This is a genomic window from Chromobacterium sp. CCUG 30098, assembly GCF_059916605.1.
Genome location: NZ_JAUCGS010000001.1, coordinates 97,946 through 117,093 on the forward strand (window position 1 = coordinate 97,946; position 19,148 = coordinate 117,093).

Consider the following 19,148-nt stretch of genomic DNA (forward strand, 5'->3'; position numbering starts at 1 on the left):
CTTATTTTTGCTCGGATTGCGGCTGCTCGGCCTTTTTCTCCTGGGCCTGCAGCGCGCCCTTCACGGCGGAAGCCTGTTCTTTCAGCTTGTTCACCTGCTCTTTCAGTTCCGGGCTCAGCGCGGCGGCCGCGGCGCCTGCCTGTTTGGCGACGCCGATGGCGGCGCTGGCCTGTTCCTTGAGCTGGCCCAGCGGCGCGCTGCTGTCCTGCAGCGTGTTGTGCACCGTGCCGATGGCGCTGGAGGCGGACTCTTGCAATTGGTTGGTTTGCTTCTCGCTGCAAGCGGCCAGAGCCAGGGCGGAAGCGGCGGCGATCAAAAGCGTGGCGCGCATGTAAACGTCCTCGTTGGGGAAAATGCTGTATTGAGCGCCGGCGAAGGCCGAAGTTCCGGGGTGGCTCCTGGCTGCAAGGCCAAGTGGTTCTTATGACTCCGTCTTGCTTGGGCCACAATGCGCGCATTGGGCGCGTTTGCGCCGCCACTGGAGATCGGCATGAGCGATACGCTTTCCATCCGCCCGTTGCGGGCCGAAGACTACGAGGCCTGGTTGCCGCTATGGCGCGGCTATCAGCGTTTTTACCAAGTGACGATGGACGAGGCCACGGTCATGGGGACCTGGCGGCGCTATCTGCTGCCGGATCACGCGATGCGCGGCTGGCTGGCCTGGGACGGCGAGCGGGCGGTGGGGCTGGTGCACATCGTATTGCACCCCAGCAGCTGGACCTTGGGCGATTACTGCTATTTGCAGGATTTGTTCGTGGCCGAGGATTGCCGCGGCCTGGGCGCCGGGCGGCAACTGATCGAATGGGTGTACCGGTGGGCGCGCGAGCGCGAGTGTTCGCGGGTGTATTGGCTGACCCATGAGACCAACGCCACCGCGCGGCGGCTTTACGATCAATTGGCGGAGAACCTGGGTTATATCCAGTACCGGAAGACCCTATAGCCGTCACGGGCGATCAGGAGCAACCATGTCAACGCATAGCGTGGAATACTGGGCCGAACGTTCGGTATTGTGCTGGCTGGCTACGAGCGACGGAAATGGCCTGCCGAATGTTTCGCCCAAGGAAATGTTCATGGCGGTGGACGACTCTCATCTGCTGATCGCGGACATCGCTTCTCCCCGGTCGGTGGCGAATATTCGCGTCAATCCCCAGGTATGCGTGGCTCTGCTGGATATATTCGCGCAAAGAGGCTGCAAATTGCGCGGCACGGCCAGCATCATAGAGCAGGGCCAGCCCGAGTTTTTGGCGCTGGCCGCTCCGCTGCTCGCCATGGGACAGGGCCAGTTTCCCATTAGGAGATTGATCTCCATTGCCGTGGAAGGCGTCAGCGATATTGTGGCGCCCAGTTACCGCTTGATCGCCGGGACTACGGAAGCTTCACAACGGGAGGCGGCTTTCAAGCGATACGGGGTTAAGCCGCTGGAAGCCTCCCAGGGCTGAATCAACTGTTCAATGCCTGGGCCAGCGTCCCCGGCGCGCGCTCCACGTGCAGCCGCGGCGCGCCGTGCCAGTCGGCCAGCTTTTGCAGCGCGGTCTTGAGATCGGCGCTCAGCCGCGCGCTGTGGCGAACGCCGGGCTCCAGGTAGAGCGCCTTGACCTCGAACACGCCTTGGGCGCGGTGGGCCTTGGCGTCCAGCCGGCCCACCAGCTTGCCGCGGTTGAGTATGGGCAGCACGAAATAGCCGTACTGGCGTTTGGGCGCTGGGGTATAGCATTCGATGCGGTAGTCGAAGTCGAACAGTTCCGACGCGCGCTTGCGGTCCCAGACCAGCGGGTCGAACGGCGACAGGATGGCGGTGGCCTTGAGCTGGCCGGAGACGGCTTGGGGCAGGCGTTCCGCCAGATCGGCGTCGACGAAGACGTCGTGCTGCCAGCCGTCGATGCGGGCCGGGATCAGTTCGCCGGCATCGGCCATCTGGTGCAGCATGGCGTCGTAGCGGCCGCGCTTGAGCCGGTAGTAATCGGCCACCCAGCCGGCCTTGACCACGCCCAGCGCGCGGCAGCTGTTGCGCAGCATCCGCCATTGCGCCTGTTCTTCGGTGGGCAGGTCGCGCGCGTCGTCCCAGCCGGGCTTCACCCGTTCCGCCAGATCGTAGACGCGCTGGAAATTGCGTCTTTCCCTGACCATCAGCCGGCCCAGCGTGAACAACACTTCCAGATGTCGTTTCTCCGGCTTCCAGTCCCACCAGCCGTTGCCCTTGCCGTCCTTGCGTTCGAAGTCCGCCGAACGCGCCGGGCCGTTGACGCGGATGCCGTCTATCAGCGCGTCGATGTCGGCGCGGTGCTGCTCCAGCCAGCGCAGCGAGAATTTCCAGCCCATCGCTTCCGGATTCAGCATGCGGTGGCGTAGCAGGCCGTAGTCCTCGGCGGGAACGAAGCAGGCTTCGTGCGCCCAGTATTCGAACAGCCGGCCTTCGGCCAGCAATTGGTCCAGCCAGGCCGGATCGTAGGATCCCAGCCGGCTGTGCAGCACCAGATAGGGGCTGCGCGCCACCACGTGTATGGTGTCGATCTGCAATAAGGCCATGCGGCGGATGGCGGCCAGCACGTCGGCCTTGCCGGCTTTGCGGCGCGGCGGGCTCAGCAGGCCTTGGGCGGCCAGTTGCAGATGGCGGGCTTGCTGCGGCGACAGGTGCAAAATGGATATGGCATGGTCATCGGTAGGACAAGTGGATGACTATAGCAAAAACCGTTTTGCTCGGGGGGGCGCTAAGTCCGGCCTAGGGTTTGGAGGGGGGGCGACCGGAGAAGAACTGCTTCACCAATTGTTGATAACTGCCGTCCTGGCGCATTTTCTCCAGCGCCTGGTTGAAGCGCTGCAATAGCGGCAGCTGCGGCGAGGTTTTGTTGATGGCCAGATAAGTGGCTTTGCTGGCCAGGATGGCCGGCGCCACCGCGAGATTGGCGTAGGCGCCGTTTTGCATTCTGGCGTCCATCGCCTCCTGTATCGCCAGCACCGCGTCCAGATTGCCGCGCTGCAGGAGTTGCAGGTTCTGGCGGTCGGAGTCGCCGTCGTAGGCGCTGAAACGCTTGTCGGCGCGGGCGCGGTCGAATTCGTCGCCGTAGCTCCAGCCCGCCATCACGCCGACGCGCTTATTGTCCAGATCCGCCAGGCTGCGAAAATCGATGGGGCGTTGGCGGAGGTAGACCACCACGATGCGTTCCTGATACAGCGGCAGGCTGAAGTCGTAACGCTGTTCGCGGTTGACGGTTTTATAGATGCCGGCCGCCGCCATGGCGCTGCGGTCCAGTTCGAAGATCGCGCGGCGCCACGTCAGGGCTCGAAACGCATGGGGAATGCCGGCTTTATCGCAGACGGCGCTGACCAGGCGCGGGTAGAGACCGCCGACCCGTTCGTTCTCCTCGTACATGAAGGGCGGCGCGTTGGCGTCCACCGCCACGGTCAGGATGTCCGCGTCTTGCCCGCGGCAGGGCGCGGTCAGGCAGGCGCCGAGCAGCAGCAGGGTCAGGCCGAGGCGGCGGATGCTAGCGATCATCGAGAGGAATCCGGAACGTGCTGATCAGCTAAGCATAGCCGCTGCCGCGGCCGACGACGGGCAAACGAAAACGGAACCCTAAGGTTCCGTTTGCTGTGACGCTCAGCCGGCGTTCAAGGGTAGACGATGCGCAGCAAATTGGTGGTGCCCGGCGTGCCGAAGGGCACCCCGGCGATGATCACCATGGGCTTGCCTTGTTCCGCCAGGCCCAGTTTGGTGGCGGCGAAGGTGGTTTTCACCACCATGTCTTCCAGGTTTTCCGCGTCCGGGCCGTTATAGGCCACCACGCCCCAGACCAGGGTCAGCCGGCGCGCGGTGTTCAGCCGCGGCGAGATGCCGAGTATGGGGGTGTGCGGGCGCTCGCGCGCCAGCCGCAGGCAGGTGGAACCGCTGGTGGTGAAGGCGGCGGACACGGTGACCGGCAGCAGCGAGCCCACTTTGCGCACACAGGCGGCGATGGCGTCGGCGCGGTCCGGCGCGTCGGCGGCGCTGTAATCCAGCGCCATCACCCGGCGGTAGTCCGGCGCGCTTTCCACGCGGCGGATCACCCGGTCCATGATACGCACCGCTTCCAGCGGGAACTGGCCGGCGGCGGTTTCCGCCGACAGCATCACCGCGTCGGCGCCTTCGTAAACCGCGGTGGCCACGTCGTTGGCCTCGGCGCGGGTGGGCGTGGGCGCGGTGATCATCGATTCCAGCATCTGGGTGGCGACGATGACCGGGCGGCCCAGATGACGGCACTGATGGACGATGCGGCGTTGCACCACCGGCACGTCTTCCGGCGGCAGCTCCACGCCCAGATCGCCGCGCGCCACCATCACCGCGTCGGCTAGTTCGGTGATGGCGTCCAGCTCGTCCACCGCCGACGGTTTTTCGATCTTGACCATGATGCCAAGCTTCTGTCCCACCAGTTCGCGCAGCTCGCGCACGTCGTTGGCGGTTTGCACGAAGGACAGCGCCAGCCAGTCCGCGCCTTCCTTCAGCGCGAATTCGGCGTCCAGCCGGTCTTTGTCGGTGATGGCGGACAGGGGCAGGATGGTTTGCGGCAGATTGAAGCCCTTGCGGCTGGACAACTCCCCGCCCACCTCCACCCGGGTGGCGATGCGGCGCGCTTCCACTTGTTCCACGTGAAACGCCAGCTTGCCGTCGTTGACCAGGATGCGATGGCCGGGCTTGAGCGCGGCGAAGGCTTCCGGATGCGGCAGGCTGGCGCGTTGCGCGTCGCCGTCCACCTCGTCCAGCACGAAGTCGAAGGCGTCGCCGGTGTTCACCATCGTCGGCACGGCGAACTGGCCGATGCGCAGCTTGGGTCCTTGCAGGTCCACCAGCACGCCCAGCGGGCGGCCGAGCGCGGCTTCGGCGGCGCGGATGGAGGCCAGGCGCGCGCGATGATCGTCATGGCTGCCGTGGCTCATATTGAGGCGGAACACGTTCACGCCGGAGCGCGCCAGTTCCAGGATGATTTCGGGCGTGCTGGAAGCCGGGCCCAGCGTGGCTAGGATTTTGGTATTGCGAAGCATGACAGTCCTTTATGCCCGGTCCGGCCGCGAGGCGTTGCGCGGCCTGGCGTGGGCGGTGTTGTTTTGCCAATCACATCCGTGCGTCTTTCCATCTAGGCTGCGCCGCGTTTGATGGAACTGTCTGTCATGCTGCCACAGTCGGACTGTAGCGGCTTGACTACGTAAGGCCGGCGGCGTTTAAGGCCGGAAAACGCGCGGCCTGTGTGCGAATCCCGCCACTGGATCAGGGTGAATGTTCGTTTTTTGCGCGTTTTACCCTTTTCAGCGGCAAGCGAGAGAAGCCGCCGAAAAGCTGGCCCTAGGGGGATCTTGGGACCAGAGCAGGGTTATTTTATCTCCAGATAAAGACAAAAACTTTGTTGCAACACAGAGTCAGTGGAGAATCATGGCGGCCAATGCGCTGCAACATAGGGCTTTTACTCGATAACTTGCTGAAACGGCACCCTTTGTAGTGGAGCGCTACAGGGAGCAAACCCTTGCTGTTATTGCTTTGCAGCATACATTGGAGCGGCGCGGAAAGTCGCGATATTAAGATTTTTTTACGAAGAACGATTGACAAGCTTTGGCCGGGGCCTAGAATGGCTCGAAAATAAAACGAACGTCATAAGTACAAAAAGAAACATTATCAATAACTTGAGCGATGGAGCACGGTCTGCAACCGGCATCCACCGCCGCATGCAACGAACGAACAGACACCAGGCCGCCCACCGGCTGAACAGGAGAAACCCTATGCAGGATCAATTCGTGTTGGCCTTGGATCAAGGCACCACCAGTTCTCGCGCCATTTTGTTTAATCGCAGCGGCGACATCGTGTCGCTGGCGCAAAAGGAATTCCGTCAGATCTACCCGCAGCCGGGCTGGGTGGAGCACGATCCGCAGGAAATCTGGGGCGGCCAGGTGGGCGTGGCGGCCGAGGCCGTGGCCAAGGCCGGCATCGACGGCCGCAGCATCGCCGCCATCGGCATCACCAATCAGCGTGAAACCACGATTGTATGGGACCGCGAAACCGGTCACCCGGTCTACAACGCCATCGTATGGCAGGACCGCCGCACCGCGGAGTTCTGCGATGAGCTGAAGGGGCGCGGCCTGGGCGAGTTGATCCGCTCTAAGACCGGCCTGCTGGTGGACGCCTATTTCTCCGGCAGCAAGATCAAGTGGATTCTGGACAATGTGCCGGGCGCGCGCGAACGCGCCCGCGACGGCAAGCTGGCCTTCGGCACCGTGGACAGCTGGCTGATCTGGAATTTCACCCACGGCAAGGTGCACGTCACCGACGTGTCCAACGCCTCGCGCACCATGTTGTACAACATCCATACCCTGGAATGGGACGCCGAGCTGCTGGACATCATGGGCATTCCGGCCAGCATGCTGCCGGAGGTGAAAAGCTCCAGCGAAGTCTACGGCCACACCCACGCCGCCCACCTTGGCGTGGCCATCCCCATCGCCGGCGTGGCCGGCGACCAGCAGGCGGCGCTGTTCGGCCAGCAATGCACCCGCCCCGGCATGGTGAAGAACACCTACGGCACCGGCTGCTTCATGATGCTGAACACCGGCGACGCGCCGATCGAATCCAAGAACAATCTGCTGACCACCATCGCCTGGAAGGTGGACGGCAAGGTGCAGTACGCGCTGGAAGGCTCCATCTTCATCGGCGGCGCGGTGGTCAAGTGGCTGCGCGACGGCCTGGGCATCATCCGCCATTCCGCCGACGTGGGTCCGCTGGCCCAGGAAGTGGCCGACAACGACGGCGTCTACCTGGTGCCGGCCTTCGCCGGCCTGGGCGCGCCGCATTGGAATCCGAACGCGCGCGGCACCATCGTCGGCGCCACCCTGGGCACCAAGGCCGCCCACATCGCCCGCGCGGCGCTGGACAGCATCGCCTATCAGACCATGGACGTGCTCAAGGCGATGGAGGCCGACGCCGGCTTCGACATCGCCGAATTGCGCGTGGACGGCGGCGCCACCGTCAACGAACTGCTGATGCAGTTCCAGTCCGACATCCTGAGCGTGGATGTGGTGCGCCCCAAGATCACCGAAACCACCGCGCTGGGCGCCGCCTATCTGGCCGGCCTCGCCGTCGGCTACTGGAAGAACGTCGACGACGTCCAGGGCCAATGGCAGCTGGACCACCGCTTCAAGCCGCGGCTGGAAGCCGCTCACGTGGCCGGCAAGGTCAAGGGCTGGCGGCGCGCGGTGAACGCCGCCAAGGTCTGGGCCGACGACGAACAGGCTTGATGAACGCGGCCTGTCTCGGACGCGACGACTGATAGGTTCCGCCGCCCGGGCGCGGCGGACGCACTCCTTATCCGGAAGAAACAATCATGAATCCTTTAATGGGCGAATTCATCGGCACCGCCTTGCTGGTGTTGCTGGGCAACGGCGTGGTGGCCAATGTGCTGTTGAAAAACACCAAGGGCCACAATAGCGGCCTCATTGTCATCGCCTTCGGCTGGGCGATGGCGGTCTTCGTCGGCGTGTTCAGCGTGGCGGCGATCAGCGGCGCCCACCTGAACCCGGCGGTGTCCGTGGCGCTGGCGGTGGCCGGCAAGTTTGCCTGGGCCAAGGTGCCCGGCTACGTGCTGGCGCAGATGCTGGGCGGCATGAGCGGCGCCGGCCTGATGTGGCTGATCTACCGCAAGCATTTTGACAGCACCGATTGCGCCGACACCAAGCTGGCCACCTTCTGCACCGGCCCGGCCATCCGCAGCCTGCCGGGCAATCTGGTGTCCGAAATCGTCGCCACCTTTGTGCTGGTGTTCGCCATCCTCAGCATGGTGGCGCCCAAGATGTCGCTGGGCGCCATCGACGCGCTGCCGGTGGCGCTGCTGGTGTTGGGCATCGGGGTGTCGCTGGGCGGCACCACCGGCTATGCGATGAGCCCGGCCCGCGATCTGGCGCCGCGCATCATGCATGCCATCCTGCCGATTCCCGGCAAGCGCGACAGCGACTGGGGCTATGCCTGGGTGCCGGTGGTCGGCTCCCTGATCGGCGGCGCGCTGGCGGCCTTGGCCTATACCCTGTGATGCCTGGCCGGTTCCTTGGAACCGGCCGCAGTTTTCGCGCGGCGGCGTTTTAGCCGCCGCGCTTGTAATCCGGAGCCGGCGCAGATCGGACCGTAGTTGCCACACTAAAAAATGAGGTGTTCCCATGATCAGCATGTTCCGTCCGGCGGCGCATCAGCCGCTATTGCCCTCCTCTGAGCAAGACAGCTTGTACCGGAGACTGCGCTGGAAGATCTTCCTCGGCATCTTCATCGGCTACGCCGGTTATTACCTGGTGCGCAAGAATTTCTCCCTGGCCATGCCCTACCTGGTGGAGCAAGGCTATTCGCGCGGCGACCTGGGCTTCGCCATGTCCGGCGTCGCCATCGCCTACGGTATTTCCAAATTCCTGATGGGCGCGGTGTCCGACCGCTCCAACCCCCGCGTCTTCCTCAGCGTTGGCCTGATTTTGTCCGCCGCGATCTTCCTGCTGATGGGCTTCGCCCCCTGGGCCACCTCCAGCGTCGGCATCATGTTCGTGCTGCTGTTCCTCAACGGCTGGTTCCAGGGCATGGGCTGGCCGGCCAGCGGCCGCACCATGGTGCACTGGTGGTCGCAGAAGGAGCGCGGCGGCATCGTGTCGATCTGGAACTGCGCGCATAACGTGGGCGGCGGCCTGATCGGCCCGCTGTTCATCCTGGGCATGGGCTGGTTCAACGACTGGCGCGCGGCCTTCTACGTGCCGGCCGCAGCCGCCATCGGCGTGGCCATCTTCGCCTACCTGACCATGCGCGACACCCCGCAGTCTTGCGGTCTGCCGCCGGTGGAGGCTTACAAGAACGACTACCCGGAAGACTACAACGCCAGTCACGAGCAAGAACTGAGCGCGCGCGACATCTTCAAGAAATACATCCTGCCCAACAAGCTGCTGTGGTACATCGCCTTCGCCAACGTCTTCATCTACCTGCTGCGCTACGGCGTGCTGGACTGGGCGCCCACCTATCTGAAAGAGGTCAAGCACTTCTCGGTGGATAAATCGTCTTGGGCCTACTTCCTGTACGAATGGGCCGGCATTCCCGGCACCCTGCTGTGCGGCTGGATGTCCGACAAGCTGTTCAAGGGCAACCGCGGTGCCACCGGCATGCTGTTCATGGCCCTGGTGACCGTGGCCACCGTGGTGTACTGGCTGAACCCGGCCGGCAACCCCACCGTGGACATGCTGGCGCTGATCGCCATCGGCTTCCTGATCTACGGCCCGGTGATGCTGGTGGGCCTGCACGCGCTGGAGCTGGCGCCGAAGAAAGCCGCCGGCACCGCCGCCGGCTTCACCGGCCTGTTCGGCTACCTGGGCGGCTCGGTGGCCGCCAATGCGGTGGTCGGCTACACCGTCGACCACTTTGGCTGGGACGGCGGCTTCATGCTGATGGTGGGCTCATGCGTCGCCGCCATCGTGCTGCTGGCTTTGACCACCTGGCATGGGCGCGATCAGGACGCCGCCTTGAACCGGGTGTAGATCCCGCAGGGCCCGGCGCTGCCGGGCGCTTTACGAGGCGGCGACCCTGGTTGCCGCCTGTTTTTTTGCGTATTTCCGCGTTTAAGCAGTCAAAAAGACAAAATCGCGTGCTAACAACGTAAAAACGAAAGTGAAATGTTGTATTTTTGTTCGTTTATAATTATTCTGGGTAGGATGGCATTGCTGGGGCGTTGACGCGCGCCGGCGAGGGAATAACGGCGCTAAGAAGCTGTTCAAAGTCTCGCGAGCAAGAGCGAGACAAGGCCTTGCGGCTGAGAAAGCGGAATGTACACGTGGTACAAGCTGTACTCACCGTGTGACGCTCCACGACGCGCAGCAGACTTTGAACAGCCTCTAAGCAGGCCCCTGGAAAGAAAGAGGTAGGGAAGATGGCAGTGGAGATTTACGACCTGATGGTGATCGGCGGCGGCATCAATGGCGCCGGCATCGCGCGCGACGCGGCCGGACGCGGCTTGTCGGTGATGCTGTGCGAAAAGGACGATCTGGCCGCGCACACCTCCTCCGCCAGCACCAAGCTGATTCACGGCGGCCTGCGCTATCTCGAATACTATGAATTCGGCCTGGTGCGCAAAGCGCTGCAAGAGCGCGAAGTGCTGCTCAAGGCCGCGCCGCACATCATCTGGCCGCTGCGCTTCGTGATGCCGCACGACAAGAACCAGCGTCCGGAATGGATGATACGCTGCGGCCTGTTCCTCTACGATCACCTGGCGCGCCGCGAAGTGCTGCCCGGCTCCGAAACCGTCAGCTTCGCCAGCCACCCGGCCGGCCAGCCGATCAAGCCGGCGTTCAAGCGCGGCTTCGTCTACTCCGACGGCTGGGTGCAGGACGCGCGCCTGGTGGTGCTCAACGCCAAGGACGCCGCCGAGCGCGGCGCGCGCGTGCAGACCCGCACCGCCTGCGTCGGCGCCCGCCGCGACGGCGAACACTGGCTGTGCGAACTGCAGGCCGAAGACGGCAGCCGCAGCCAGGCGCGCGCCCGCGCGCTGGTCAACGCCGCCGGCCCGTGGGTGGAAAGCCTGATCAAGGACACGCTGGCCTTGCCGTCCGGCAAGTCCATCCGTCTGGTCAAGGGCAGCCACATCGTGGTCAAGAAGCTGTTCGACCACCCTTATGCCTACATCTTCCAGAACCCGGACAAGCGCATCATTTTCGCGATTCCCTACGAGCAGGATTTCACCCTGATCGGCACCACCGACGTGGAATACCGCGGCGATCCGGCCAAGGTGGCGATAGACGATCAGGAAGTGGCGTATCTGTGCCAGATGAGCAACCGCTACTTCCAGACCCAGATCAGCCCGGCCGACGTGCTGTCCACTTATTCTGGCGTGCGCCCGCTGCTGGACGACGAAGCCAGCAATGCCGCCAGCGTCACCCGCGATTACTCGCTGGAAATGGATCTGGACGGCGCGCCGCTGCTGTCGGTGTTCGGCGGCAAGATCACCACCTTCCGCAAACTGGCGGAAGAGGCGGTGGACAAGCTGGCGCCGTTGCTGGGCAACAACAAGACCACCTGGACCGCCGACGCGCCGCTGCCGGGCGGCGACATGCCGGGCGCGGATTTCGAGCGCTTCCTGCAAAGCCTGCGCCAGCAATATCCGTGGCTGCCGGAAGCGTTGGCGCGACGCTGGGCGCGCGCCTACGGCACCCGCGTGGCTAGATTGATAGGCGAGGCCGCCGGCCTGGAGCAATTGGGCGCGGAACTGCTGCCCGGCCTGTACGAAGCCGAGTTGCGTTATCTGGTGAACGAGGAATGGGCGACGCGCAGCGAGGACATTCTGTGGCGCCGTTCCAAGCTCAAGCTGCACCTGCCGGCGCACGCCGCCCAGGTGATCGACGCCTGGTTATTGGGCCAGGCCGCCGCGCGCGAGCAGCGGCTGACCGCCTGATTCAAGGCGGTTTCAAGCCAGAACAGCCCGGCCTTGCGCCGGGCTTTTTCTTTGCCGGTTCTTTGGCGGGCGGCGCGATGCGGACTGTAGCGGATTTATCCACAGGCAAGCCTGAAACCCGGATTCATCCACAGCGCAGGCAAGCGGCCGGTTTGATCGCTCGCCGCCCGCCCTCGGCGGGGCCGGGACGGCATGCGCGGGCCTTGCCGCGCCAAAGCTGCTACTCTTTGCTTTCCTAGCCTGAAGCCAGGCATGCAGTGGGAGCCTGATCAATTTGAGCGAGGCAAGGCGTTAGCGCTGAAGAATACGGTAGTGGGCGTTCTGAAGCGGCGTTCGCCGCGCAAAGCTTCGCGCAGCGCAGGCATTGAACAGGTTCTACGACCAATGGGAGGCTTTATGTCCGTAAAACGTCCATTTCGTCATGATGAGCATTCCGTCGCCCAGACGGAGTCCTTGCAGGAGCCCTCTTTCGCCGTGTGTCTGCCGGCGCGTTTGCGTTTGTACTGCCAGTTGGTGCCAGCCACGGCAAGCAATCAAGAGGCTTACCGGATGGGCCGCGCGTTTGCCGGCCATTACATGGCCTACGTGGCGGAGCACCCCTGCCATGCGGAAGATTCGTTGTTGGCGCGCATGGCGGAGCACGCCGATTTCACCGCGGAAGGGCTGGAAGGCGAATACTGGGCCGGCTTTTTTTCGCTGATAGAAGAGGCGGTGCTCAACGCGGTTGAACTCCTGGACGCGGATGGCAAGACGGGTGGCTCTATCCACTGAGCTCGCGCCATTGCGGTTTCTGCCCGGCCATGGCGCCGGGCTTGCTATTTGTGCCCGGCTTGCTTGGTTTGCAGCATGCTGCTTTAGAAGCTGACGCCGCTTAGCTGCGGGCTGTTCTTATCCACAGCGTCCAAGCCTGCATGTCTAGGAGGGGGCGAGTATCGGTAACCCAGCCTGTGGGTTTCATTCTACGATGCCAAAGACCTCGTTCCATTTCATCAATTCCGCCACCACTTCAGGGTTTGCTTGGTACTTTAATCAGTAAGCGCTTTTGTTGCTTTATTGCAATATTTATTTAAATATTGGATAACATCACTTTGGTGAGTCTCTCCACCCCAGGATACCTATCCTAAGCTGAGGTCTGTCATTGCATTTTCCACTTTTCCTCTAATCCCTCATGTTCTCTTGCCGGAATATAAATTAGTGTTGAGTGGCCCAGGCTTACAACTTACTCAGGATCAACAGTTTACGTAGCTTTAAAAAACTTGCTAGAGACCGGTGTTTTAAATCACTGATAGAATAGTGGCGTTCCCCTTTATCGTTTATTTTTACTGCATAACGATGATTATTGTCATATTTTTGAAAGGTAAATATATTTCCTTCTAAGCTGTACCTCTCAATTAAGCCATCATCTCTATCTGGTGGAGAGTACAGATGCACACAATCCAAAATCATAAAATCTTTCGATAAAATATAAAATTTATAATTTGTCTCTTCCCAAGGAGCATTTTGTAAAACAATAAAAAACCTTCCATCATTCAACTCATATTGTGCAAATATGGTTTCAAAAAAATCCTTAATACCAATGTCAAATTCCTTGTGCGTGAGATGATAATATATCCCTCCACCCTCTTCCATTTTTTTACTTTTAATCAATCCAAAGCAGTTTATTTCATTTGCCATTTACTAAATTCCTCTAGCTCCTCATCCAAACTATCTACGGCGTCTTCTGATACCACTCCACCAATGATACTACCGATCAAAACAACGGCAACTGCACAGATTGGTGCGCCTGGCCCACATATTGGTGTAACCAGCAAACCAGCCGCAGCTCCTCCAGCCATTCCGCCTCCAATCAAGGCTCCCTGTCTGACAACTTCTTTTTTCTTATTGCGAGCATCCAAAACAGCATGTGCAGCAAGAGCAGCCGTCACAATCCATCCTACTTTCCCCATTACACTTAACCTTTTCGCGCTCTTGTCAAATATAGCGCTTGATCTTGCTGATGACTCTATAATGGCATAGTAAATTTTATTTTGCTCCGTTGCTGTTAGCAAATAAAATCCCTTGCCATAAATTTCTCTAGATTTTTTGTCTAAAAGGTGCTCTATGGTTCTGCCATCTTTCTTATATTTTTCAGCAACGGCAACTCCTTGAGCAGAAGTCACCGTCCGGTGCTCTATCATAATTTGGTTGCGCATTTTATTGGAAAATTCCATTCCACTTTTAGCAGAAATTTTTCCTGTGTCTACATCCTCAAGCACGGCTTGTGCCATTCTTTGAATATTTTTCTGATACGAAGCACGCACATTCCCATCACTAATTGCATCCGTCGCAAAACGTGCCGCCGCCGCTTCAAGATTTTCAAGACTTTTCTTGAGCGGAGATTCCAGCTCATGCCGCTTATTCACTTGATAATAGCCACGGTATTCAATCTTATACTCGGGAAAACTATTCCCGCTGGTCGTGGAGGTGCCGGTGCTGCGGCTTCTGCCATAGGTTACGGAATCGTTCATGTCTCAGTCCTCGATCAGATTAAGGATTTGGCTGGCAAGGTTTGCGTCGCTATCTTCGCTATTTTCTGGAATTTCAACATGGATGCCCGCCACCTCCGCCATGGAGTCGATCCGCAAGCAACCCTCTTGGTCAAACACCATGTTTTTGGTGCTGCCGTTGTTGAAGTTGATCATGCAGGCCAAGCCCCGGTAGTTTTCTGGCCGGCGTAAGGCGAACTCGATCCAGTTCGGACCTTCCGCCGACAAGGGCACCCCCGCCGTTACCATCGCGCTCAACGGGCCTGGAACCATCTGAACAGCCCTTGGCTAGGCTGCAATACGAAACGCATGCTGATAAGCGATCAATATCGCCCCGCAAGAAGTCCGCATGCCCTCAACTGCAACGTTTTTACCCCTGAAGGTGAAGTGTTCTACTCCCTCCACGATCACGAAGTCTTTTTTACATTGCGGGCAATAGCCTTTGTGGCCGACGCCCGCAGCGTTCTTGCCGCGAATATTAAAATTTCGGGAAGTATTCCAACACCGTTCCGCCGTGAGAGGAGGAGTCCCCTTCGCGGATAACTGCGCGTAAGCTCATATCGCCGCCTTTTACTTTTCCATCAATTAAAAATAACGATGGTTTATTTAATAGTAGGCACGGGCAACTGGCTTAAAGACTAGTATTTCTATTTGCATTCCATTGCGTTTATATAAAAAAATAAATACATTAAAAATGATTGATGCTTTGCTTGTTTTTAATGATGGGTTATTTGTTGGAAGTAATGGTTTTTATTGAATGGGCAGCCAAAAATCATAATGGATTCAGTTTCTCTAATGCCCCAGCAAAAAAACGCGTTTCCCCTTTGTCCGCGGCGGGCCTATGCTGAGGCGGATTCAACCGTGGAAAGTCCGAGATGCAGATTGCCCTGAGCCCCGCCTTATTGTCCCGCCTGCCGCAGATCCAGGTCAGCGGCCTGATCGCGCTGGAGATAGACGCCGCCGCCTTGCCCGCGCGCTTGCCGACGCTGCCGGAGCCGGAGCGCGATCTGGATGCGTTGCTGCAAGCCTGGAAGCAGTTGTACAAGGACTTGCCCGGCGACAAGAAGGCGCGCTGTTCGCTGGAATACCTGGTCAAGGCGGCGCAAAAGGACAAGCTGCGCAGCATTCTGCCGCTGGTGGACTTGTACAATCAGGCGTCCTTGTCGAGCCTGAGCCCGTTTGGCGGCGAGGACATCGCCAAGCTGGGCGGCGTATTGCAATTGGATCTGGCGGTGGGCGACGAGTCCTTCCTGCCGCTGGGACGGGATCAGGCGGAAACGCCGCAGCCGGGCGAAGCGGTGTGGCTGAACGGCGAGCGGCGGGTGGTGTGCCGCTGTCTGAACTGGCTGGAGTCGGACCTGTTCAAGCTGGACGCCGGCAGCCGCGACGTGGTCTTCGTCAGCGAACGGCCGGATCAGGGGTTTCCTTCCGGCGCGGCGGGCATGGACTGGCTGGCTGAGCAACTGCGGCCGCATGCCGGAAGGCTGCTGCGTTTCGAACTGGACGCGGCGCGGGCGAGCTTTGAACTGGCCGCTGTGGATAAAGCGGCGTGAAGATGCCGGCTTGTGGGTAAGTCGCGCAGGCCTGTTTTTTAGTCGAGCATCGTCGCGCGGCGATGGCAGCTTGTGGATAAAACGGCAGGATAAGGTTTTCTGTGGATAAATGAAAAAGGACGCGATCGCGTCCTTTTTGCGTATGCGCTGCCGTTGTTCACACCGTCTCGGTCTGGGCCTGCGCTTGAGTCGTCAGCCGGGGCAAGGCCTGGTCCCGGGCGTCGAACAGATGACAGTGCTCGGCGTCCAGCGCCAGGCGGCAGGCGCTGCCGGCCGGCGGGGCGGCGTCCTGGCCGCCCAGCTTGACCGCGATGGGTTCGGTTACGCCGTCGGCCTGGACGTAGACGATCTGCACATCTCCCAGGTGTTCGACCAGTTGCACCGTCGCCGGCACGCCGGCGTCGGCGAAGCGCAGGTGTTCGGCGCGCACGCCCAGGGTGGCGGCGTCGCCGGCGCGGCCCTGGAAGGGCAGGCTCAGCCGGTGGCCGCCGGGCAGTTCCAGCGCCAGGCCGGCCGGGCCGTCCGCGGCGATGGCCGCCGGCAGGAAGTTCATCTTGGGCGAGCCGATGAAGCCGGCGACGAAGCGGTTGGCCGGGCGCTGGTAGAGTTCCAGCGGCGTGCCCACCTGTTCGATGCGGCCGGCGTTGAACACGGCGATGCGGTCGCCCATGGTCATCGCTTCCACCTGGTCGTGGGTGACGTAAATCATGGTGCTGCCCAGTTCCTTGTGCAGACGCGCCAGTTCGATGCGCATCTGCACCCTGAGCGCGGCGTCCAGATTGGACAGCGGCTCGTCGAACAGGAACACCTCCGGCTTGCGCACGATGGCGCGGCCGATGGCCACGCGCTGGCGCTGGCCGCCGGACAGCGCCTTGGGTTTGCGGTCCAGCAGGTGTTCTATCTGCAGGGTCAGCGCGGCGCGGTGCACGGCGGCGGCGATTTCCTGCTTGCTTTTGCCGGCCAGCTTGAGGCCGAAAGCCATGTTTTCCCGCACCGTCATGTGCGGATAGAGCGCGTAGCTCTGGAACACCATGGCCACGCCGCGTTTGGACGGCTGGATGTCGTTGGCGAGCTGGCCGCCTATCCACAGTTCGCCGGCGCTGATGTCTTCCAGGCCGGCGATCATGCGCATCATCGTGGATTTGCCGCAGCCGGACGGGCCGACGAAGACCATGAATTCGCCGTCGCGGACGGCGAGGTCGACGCCGTGGATGACCGCGTTGCCGTCGTCGTAGACTTTTTTAATATTGCTGAGCTTGAGGTGGGCCATATCGAATCCTTTTAGTGCAGGCGCGCCGGCAGCGCGCCCGCGGCGTCTATCTCGCCGGCCAGCCATTGGGCGACGGCGTCCAGCGCCGCGTCGGCGAAACCGTAGCTGATCAGCGCCGGCGCGTCGAGATCGGCGGCGGCGTAGGGGTTCCACAAGGCCAGGTGCAGGTCCGGCCGCCATTCGGCGCGCTCGCGCGCGCCGTAGCGTTCGCGGGTGGTGGAGGCGACCACGGTGTAGCGGCCGTCCTGAGGCAGCCGGCGCCAGTCCAGTTCCTCGCGCCGCTGGTAGCGGATCACTTCCAGGCTGAAGCGGCGCGACAGCTGGGCGATCAGCCGAGCGATCAGCGCGTCGGCGGACAGGCCGGCCTCGGACACGCCGTCGGACGGCGCCTGGTCCTGCACCACCAGGCGCAACGTGGCGCCGGCCGGCGGCCGTTGCGGCTGGCCGTGGGCGGTCAACGCGCGGCGCCAGGCGTCGGCGAACAAGTCGGCGTCGGCGGCGCGCTGCGCCGCGTCGTAATCGCGCTGACGGCTGGGGTAGCGCCGGATCAGCGCGTCCACGCGCGCGGCCGCTTCTTGCAGCCGCGCCTCGCTCAGCCGGCCGGCGGCGACGGCGGCTATCAAGGCCTGCTTGCTCTCCTCCATTTCGTCCGGGAATTGCAGCACCAGGCTGAGGTCGGCGCCGGCGGCCAGCGCCTGCGCGCTGCCCTGGGCCTGGCCCCAGCGTTCGCGGATGGCCTTCATATTCATGCCGTCGGTGATCACCACGCCCTGGTAGCCCAGCTGCTCGCGCAGCAGTTGCTGCAAGATGGCCGGCGACAGCGTGGCCGGCCAGTCCGTATCCAGCGTGGGAAAGCGGATGTGGGCGCTCATCATGCCGGGGGCGAGGTCGGCCAGCGTGGCGAACGGCGACAGTTCGTAATCGCGCAGCTCGGCCTTGGGTTTGTCCACCACCGGCAGGTCCAGGTGGGAGTCGGTATGGGTGTCGCCGTGGCCGGGGAAGTGCTTGACGCAGCAGGCCACGCCTTCGGACAGATGGCCGTTGATCCAGGCGCGCGCCAGCCGCGTCGCCTTGAGCGGGTCCTCGCCGAAGGAGCGTTCCGAGATCACCGGATTGGCCGGGTTGTTGTTGAGGTCCAGCACCGGGGCGAAGTTCCAGTTCACGCCCAGGCTGGCCAGGCCGCGCGCCACCGCGGCGCCCACTTTCTCGGCCAGCTCGGCGTCGTCCACCGCGCCCAGCGCCATCGCCGACGGCGCCGCCGGCAGGAACAGGGTGCGCATCACCGCGCCGCCTTCCTGATCCATGCCGATCAGGATGTCCTCGCCCAGCGCGCATTGCAGATCGGCGATCAGCCGGCGGATGCTGGCCTCGTCCGGCACATTGCGGCGGAACAGGCAGATGGCGCGCGCGCCCAATTCTTGCAGGAAGGCGGCTTCCTCATCGCCCAGGCGCGGGCCGGCCACGTCCACCATCAGCGCCTGGCCGGCCAGTTGTTGCAGGGTATCGCTCATTTGACGGCTCCATCGAATCCGCGCAGGAAGTAGCGCTGGGTGAACAGGAAGACCAGCAGGATGGGCAGCACGGTCAGCACCGCGCCGGCGGCCACCACCCGAGTCTTGAAGCTGAAGGCGCCGGACAGGTAGAGCACGCCCACCGACAGCGGGAATTTGTCCGGGCTGGACATCACGATGGACGGCCAGATGTATTGGTTCCACGCCGACACCATGGTGAGTATGGTCAGCGCCGCCAAGGCTGGGCGCGACAGCGGCAGCATGATTTTCCAGAAGATCTGCCAGTCGCCGGCGCCGTCGACGCGGGCGGCGTCGATCAAGTCCTGCGGCACGGCTTCGAAGGCCTGCTTCATCAGGAAGATGCCCACCGCGCCCGCCAGCGTGGGCAGCACCACGCCGCTGTAGCTGTCGGTGAGCTGCAGCTTGGACACGGTGATGAAGTTGACCAGGAAATTGACTTCGCTGGGCAGGATCATGGTGGCGAGGATGGCGCCGAACACCAGCTTGCGGCCGGGAAAACGCATCCGCGCCAGCGGGTAGGCGGCCAGCGCGCTGACCAGCAGGGTGCCGGCCACGGTGGCCAGCGCGATGACGACGGAGTTCTTGTAGAAGGCCAGCAGATCGATGCTGGACACCGCCTCCTTGAAGTTGTCCAGGCCGGGGGCGCTGGGCAGCAAGGGCGGCGGGAAGGCGAACACGTCGCCCTCGGTGGACAGCGCGGTGACCAGCGTCCACCAGAACGGATAGACGGTGACGACGGCGATCAGGCTCAGCACCAGATAGTGCAGGCCGCGGCCGGCCAGCTTGCTCAGCCGGGTGCTGTGGCGGCGGGCGGCGGGCGCGGCGAGGGTGGCGGTGTTGTGCATGGCGTT

At 62.2% G+C, this 19,148-nt stretch carries 18 protein-coding genes and 1 pseudogene; 8 read left to right on the forward strand and 11 right to left on the reverse strand.

The genetic code is table 11. The features are described from left to right. Position 1: 1 nt before the first annotated feature. The gene (locus QUG03_RS00440) at positions 2-331 is read right to left on the reverse strand and encodes a hypothetical protein (protein WP_227105915.1); all 330 of its coding nucleotides are present in this window, start codon (positions 329-331) and stop codon (positions 2-4) included. Positions 332-490: 159 nt separating this feature from the next. On the opposite strand from QUG03_RS00440, the gene QUG03_RS00445 reads away from it, so the two are divergent. Together QUG03_RS00445 and QUG03_RS00450 are read left to right on the forward strand one after the other, a co-directional pair. After that, positions 491-940 carry a GNAT family N-acetyltransferase gene (locus QUG03_RS00445; RefSeq protein WP_107801345.1) on the forward strand — a complete coding sequence of 150 codons (450 nt, stop codon included), beginning with the start codon at positions 491-493 and terminating at the stop codon, positions 938-940. 25 nt (positions 941-965) lie between these two features. After that, positions 966-1,439 carry a pyridoxamine 5'-phosphate oxidase family protein gene (locus QUG03_RS00450; protein ID WP_488905219.1) on the forward strand — a complete coding sequence of 158 codons (474 nt, stop codon included), beginning with the start codon at positions 966-968 and terminating at the stop codon, positions 1,437-1,439. A 1-nt stretch (position 1,440) separates the two neighbouring features. Here the strand turns inward: QUG03_RS00450 and QUG03_RS00455 are convergent, their stop codons facing one another. The 3 genes from QUG03_RS00455 to pyk all read right to left on the reverse strand — a co-directional run bounded on the left by QUG03_RS00455 (position 1,441) and on the right by pyk (position 5,016). Beyond that, the gene (locus QUG03_RS00455) at positions 1,441-2,637 is read right to left on the reverse strand and encodes a winged helix-turn-helix domain-containing protein (RefSeq protein ID WP_500819133.1); all 1,197 of its coding nucleotides are present in this window, start codon (positions 2,635-2,637) and stop codon (positions 1,441-1,443) included. An 82-nt stretch (positions 2,638-2,719) separates the two neighbouring features. Next, entirely contained in the window at positions 2,720-3,496 is a 777-nt protein-coding gene (locus QUG03_RS00460; RefSeq protein ID WP_107801342.1) for a substrate-binding periplasmic protein, read from the reverse strand. A 113-nt stretch (positions 3,497-3,609) separates the two neighbouring features. After that, positions 3,610-5,016 (reverse strand): pyruvate kinase, encoded by a 1,407-nt coding sequence (gene pyk, locus QUG03_RS00465; RefSeq protein WP_107801341.1) that lies wholly within the window; start codon positions 5,014-5,016, stop codon positions 3,610-3,612. A gap of 729 nt (positions 5,017-5,745) precedes the next feature. Between pyk and glpK the strand changes: the two genes are divergently transcribed. The 5 genes from glpK (at position 5,746) to QUG03_RS00490 (ending at position 12,188) form a co-directional block, all read left to right on the forward strand. Next, complete coding sequence (gene glpK / locus QUG03_RS00470) at positions 5,746-7,251, forward strand: glycerol kinase GlpK (protein ID WP_500819134.1); 1,506 nt, start codon at positions 5,746-5,748, stop codon at positions 7,249-7,251. An 86-nt stretch (positions 7,252-7,337) separates the two neighbouring features. Then, entirely contained in the window at positions 7,338-8,039 is a 702-nt protein-coding gene (locus QUG03_RS00475) for an MIP/aquaporin family protein (protein WP_107801339.1), read from the forward strand. 124 nt (positions 8,040-8,163) lie between these two features. Further along, complete coding sequence (gene glpT, locus QUG03_RS00480; protein ID WP_500819135.1) at positions 8,164-9,510, forward strand: glycerol-3-phosphate transporter; 1,347 nt, start codon at positions 8,164-8,166, stop codon at positions 9,508-9,510. A 389-nt stretch (positions 9,511-9,899) separates the two neighbouring features. Further along, entirely contained in the window at positions 9,900-11,417 is a 1,518-nt protein-coding gene (gene glpD, locus QUG03_RS00485) for a glycerol-3-phosphate dehydrogenase (protein ID WP_235085554.1), read from the forward strand. Positions 11,418-11,669: 252 nt separating this feature from the next. Then, a complete protein-coding gene (locus tag QUG03_RS00490) occupies positions 11,670-12,188 on the forward strand; it encodes a hypothetical protein (protein WP_253314762.1) in 519 nt (172 codons plus the stop codon). 441 nt (positions 12,189-12,629) lie between these two features. On the opposite strand, the gene QUG03_RS00495 is transcribed toward QUG03_RS00490, so the two are convergent. The 4 genes and pseudogenes from QUG03_RS00495 to QUG03_RS00510 all read right to left on the reverse strand — a co-directional run. Continuing rightward, a complete protein-coding gene (locus QUG03_RS00495) occupies positions 12,630-13,091 on the reverse strand; it encodes a hypothetical protein (protein WP_488905221.1) in 462 nt (153 codons plus the stop codon). After that, positions 13,076-13,924, reverse strand: a complete 849-nt coding sequence (locus QUG03_RS00500; RefSeq protein ID WP_500819136.1) for a hypothetical protein — start codon at positions 13,922-13,924, stop codon at positions 13,076-13,078. Before QUG03_RS00500 ends, QUG03_RS00495 begins: the two co-directional genes overlap by 16 nt. Before the next feature lie 3 nt (positions 13,925-13,927). Continuing rightward, entirely contained in the window at positions 13,928-14,200 is a 273-nt protein-coding gene (locus QUG03_RS00505) for a hypothetical protein (protein ID WP_500819137.1), read from the reverse strand. Positions 14,201-14,230: 30 nt separating this feature from the next. After that, a pseudogene (locus tag QUG03_RS00510) lies at positions 14,231-14,425 on the reverse strand (PAAR domain-containing protein); the annotation flags it as partial. A 392-nt stretch (positions 14,426-14,817) separates the two neighbouring features. On the opposite strand from QUG03_RS00510, the gene QUG03_RS00515 reads away from it, so the two are divergent. Continuing rightward, positions 14,818-15,495 carry a B3/B4 domain-containing protein gene (locus tag QUG03_RS00515; RefSeq protein WP_488876750.1) on the forward strand — a complete coding sequence of 226 codons (678 nt, stop codon included), beginning with the start codon at positions 14,818-14,820 and terminating at the stop codon, positions 15,493-15,495. 157 nt (positions 15,496-15,652) lie between these two features. On the opposite strand, the gene QUG03_RS00520 is transcribed toward QUG03_RS00515, so the two are convergent. From QUG03_RS00520 to QUG03_RS00530, 3 genes are read right to left on the reverse strand one after another with little or no spacing between them, the layout of a single operon-like run. Then, the gene (locus tag QUG03_RS00520; RefSeq protein ID WP_500819138.1) at positions 15,653-16,765 is read right to left on the reverse strand and encodes an ABC transporter ATP-binding protein; all 1,113 of its coding nucleotides are present in this window, start codon (positions 16,763-16,765) and stop codon (positions 15,653-15,655) included. A gap of 11 nt (positions 16,766-16,776) precedes the next feature. Further along, on the reverse strand, positions 16,777-18,276 hold the full coding sequence (gene nagZ / locus QUG03_RS00525) for a beta-N-acetylhexosaminidase (RefSeq protein ID WP_500819139.1): 1,500 nt from the start codon (positions 18,274-18,276) through the stop codon (positions 16,777-16,779). Further along, positions 18,273-19,142 carry a carbohydrate ABC transporter permease gene (locus QUG03_RS00530; RefSeq protein WP_500819140.1) on the reverse strand — a complete coding sequence of 290 codons (870 nt, stop codon included), beginning with the start codon at positions 19,140-19,142 and terminating at the stop codon, positions 18,273-18,275. Before QUG03_RS00530 ends, nagZ begins: the two co-directional genes overlap by 4 nt. Positions 19,143-19,148 lie beyond the last annotated feature (6 nt).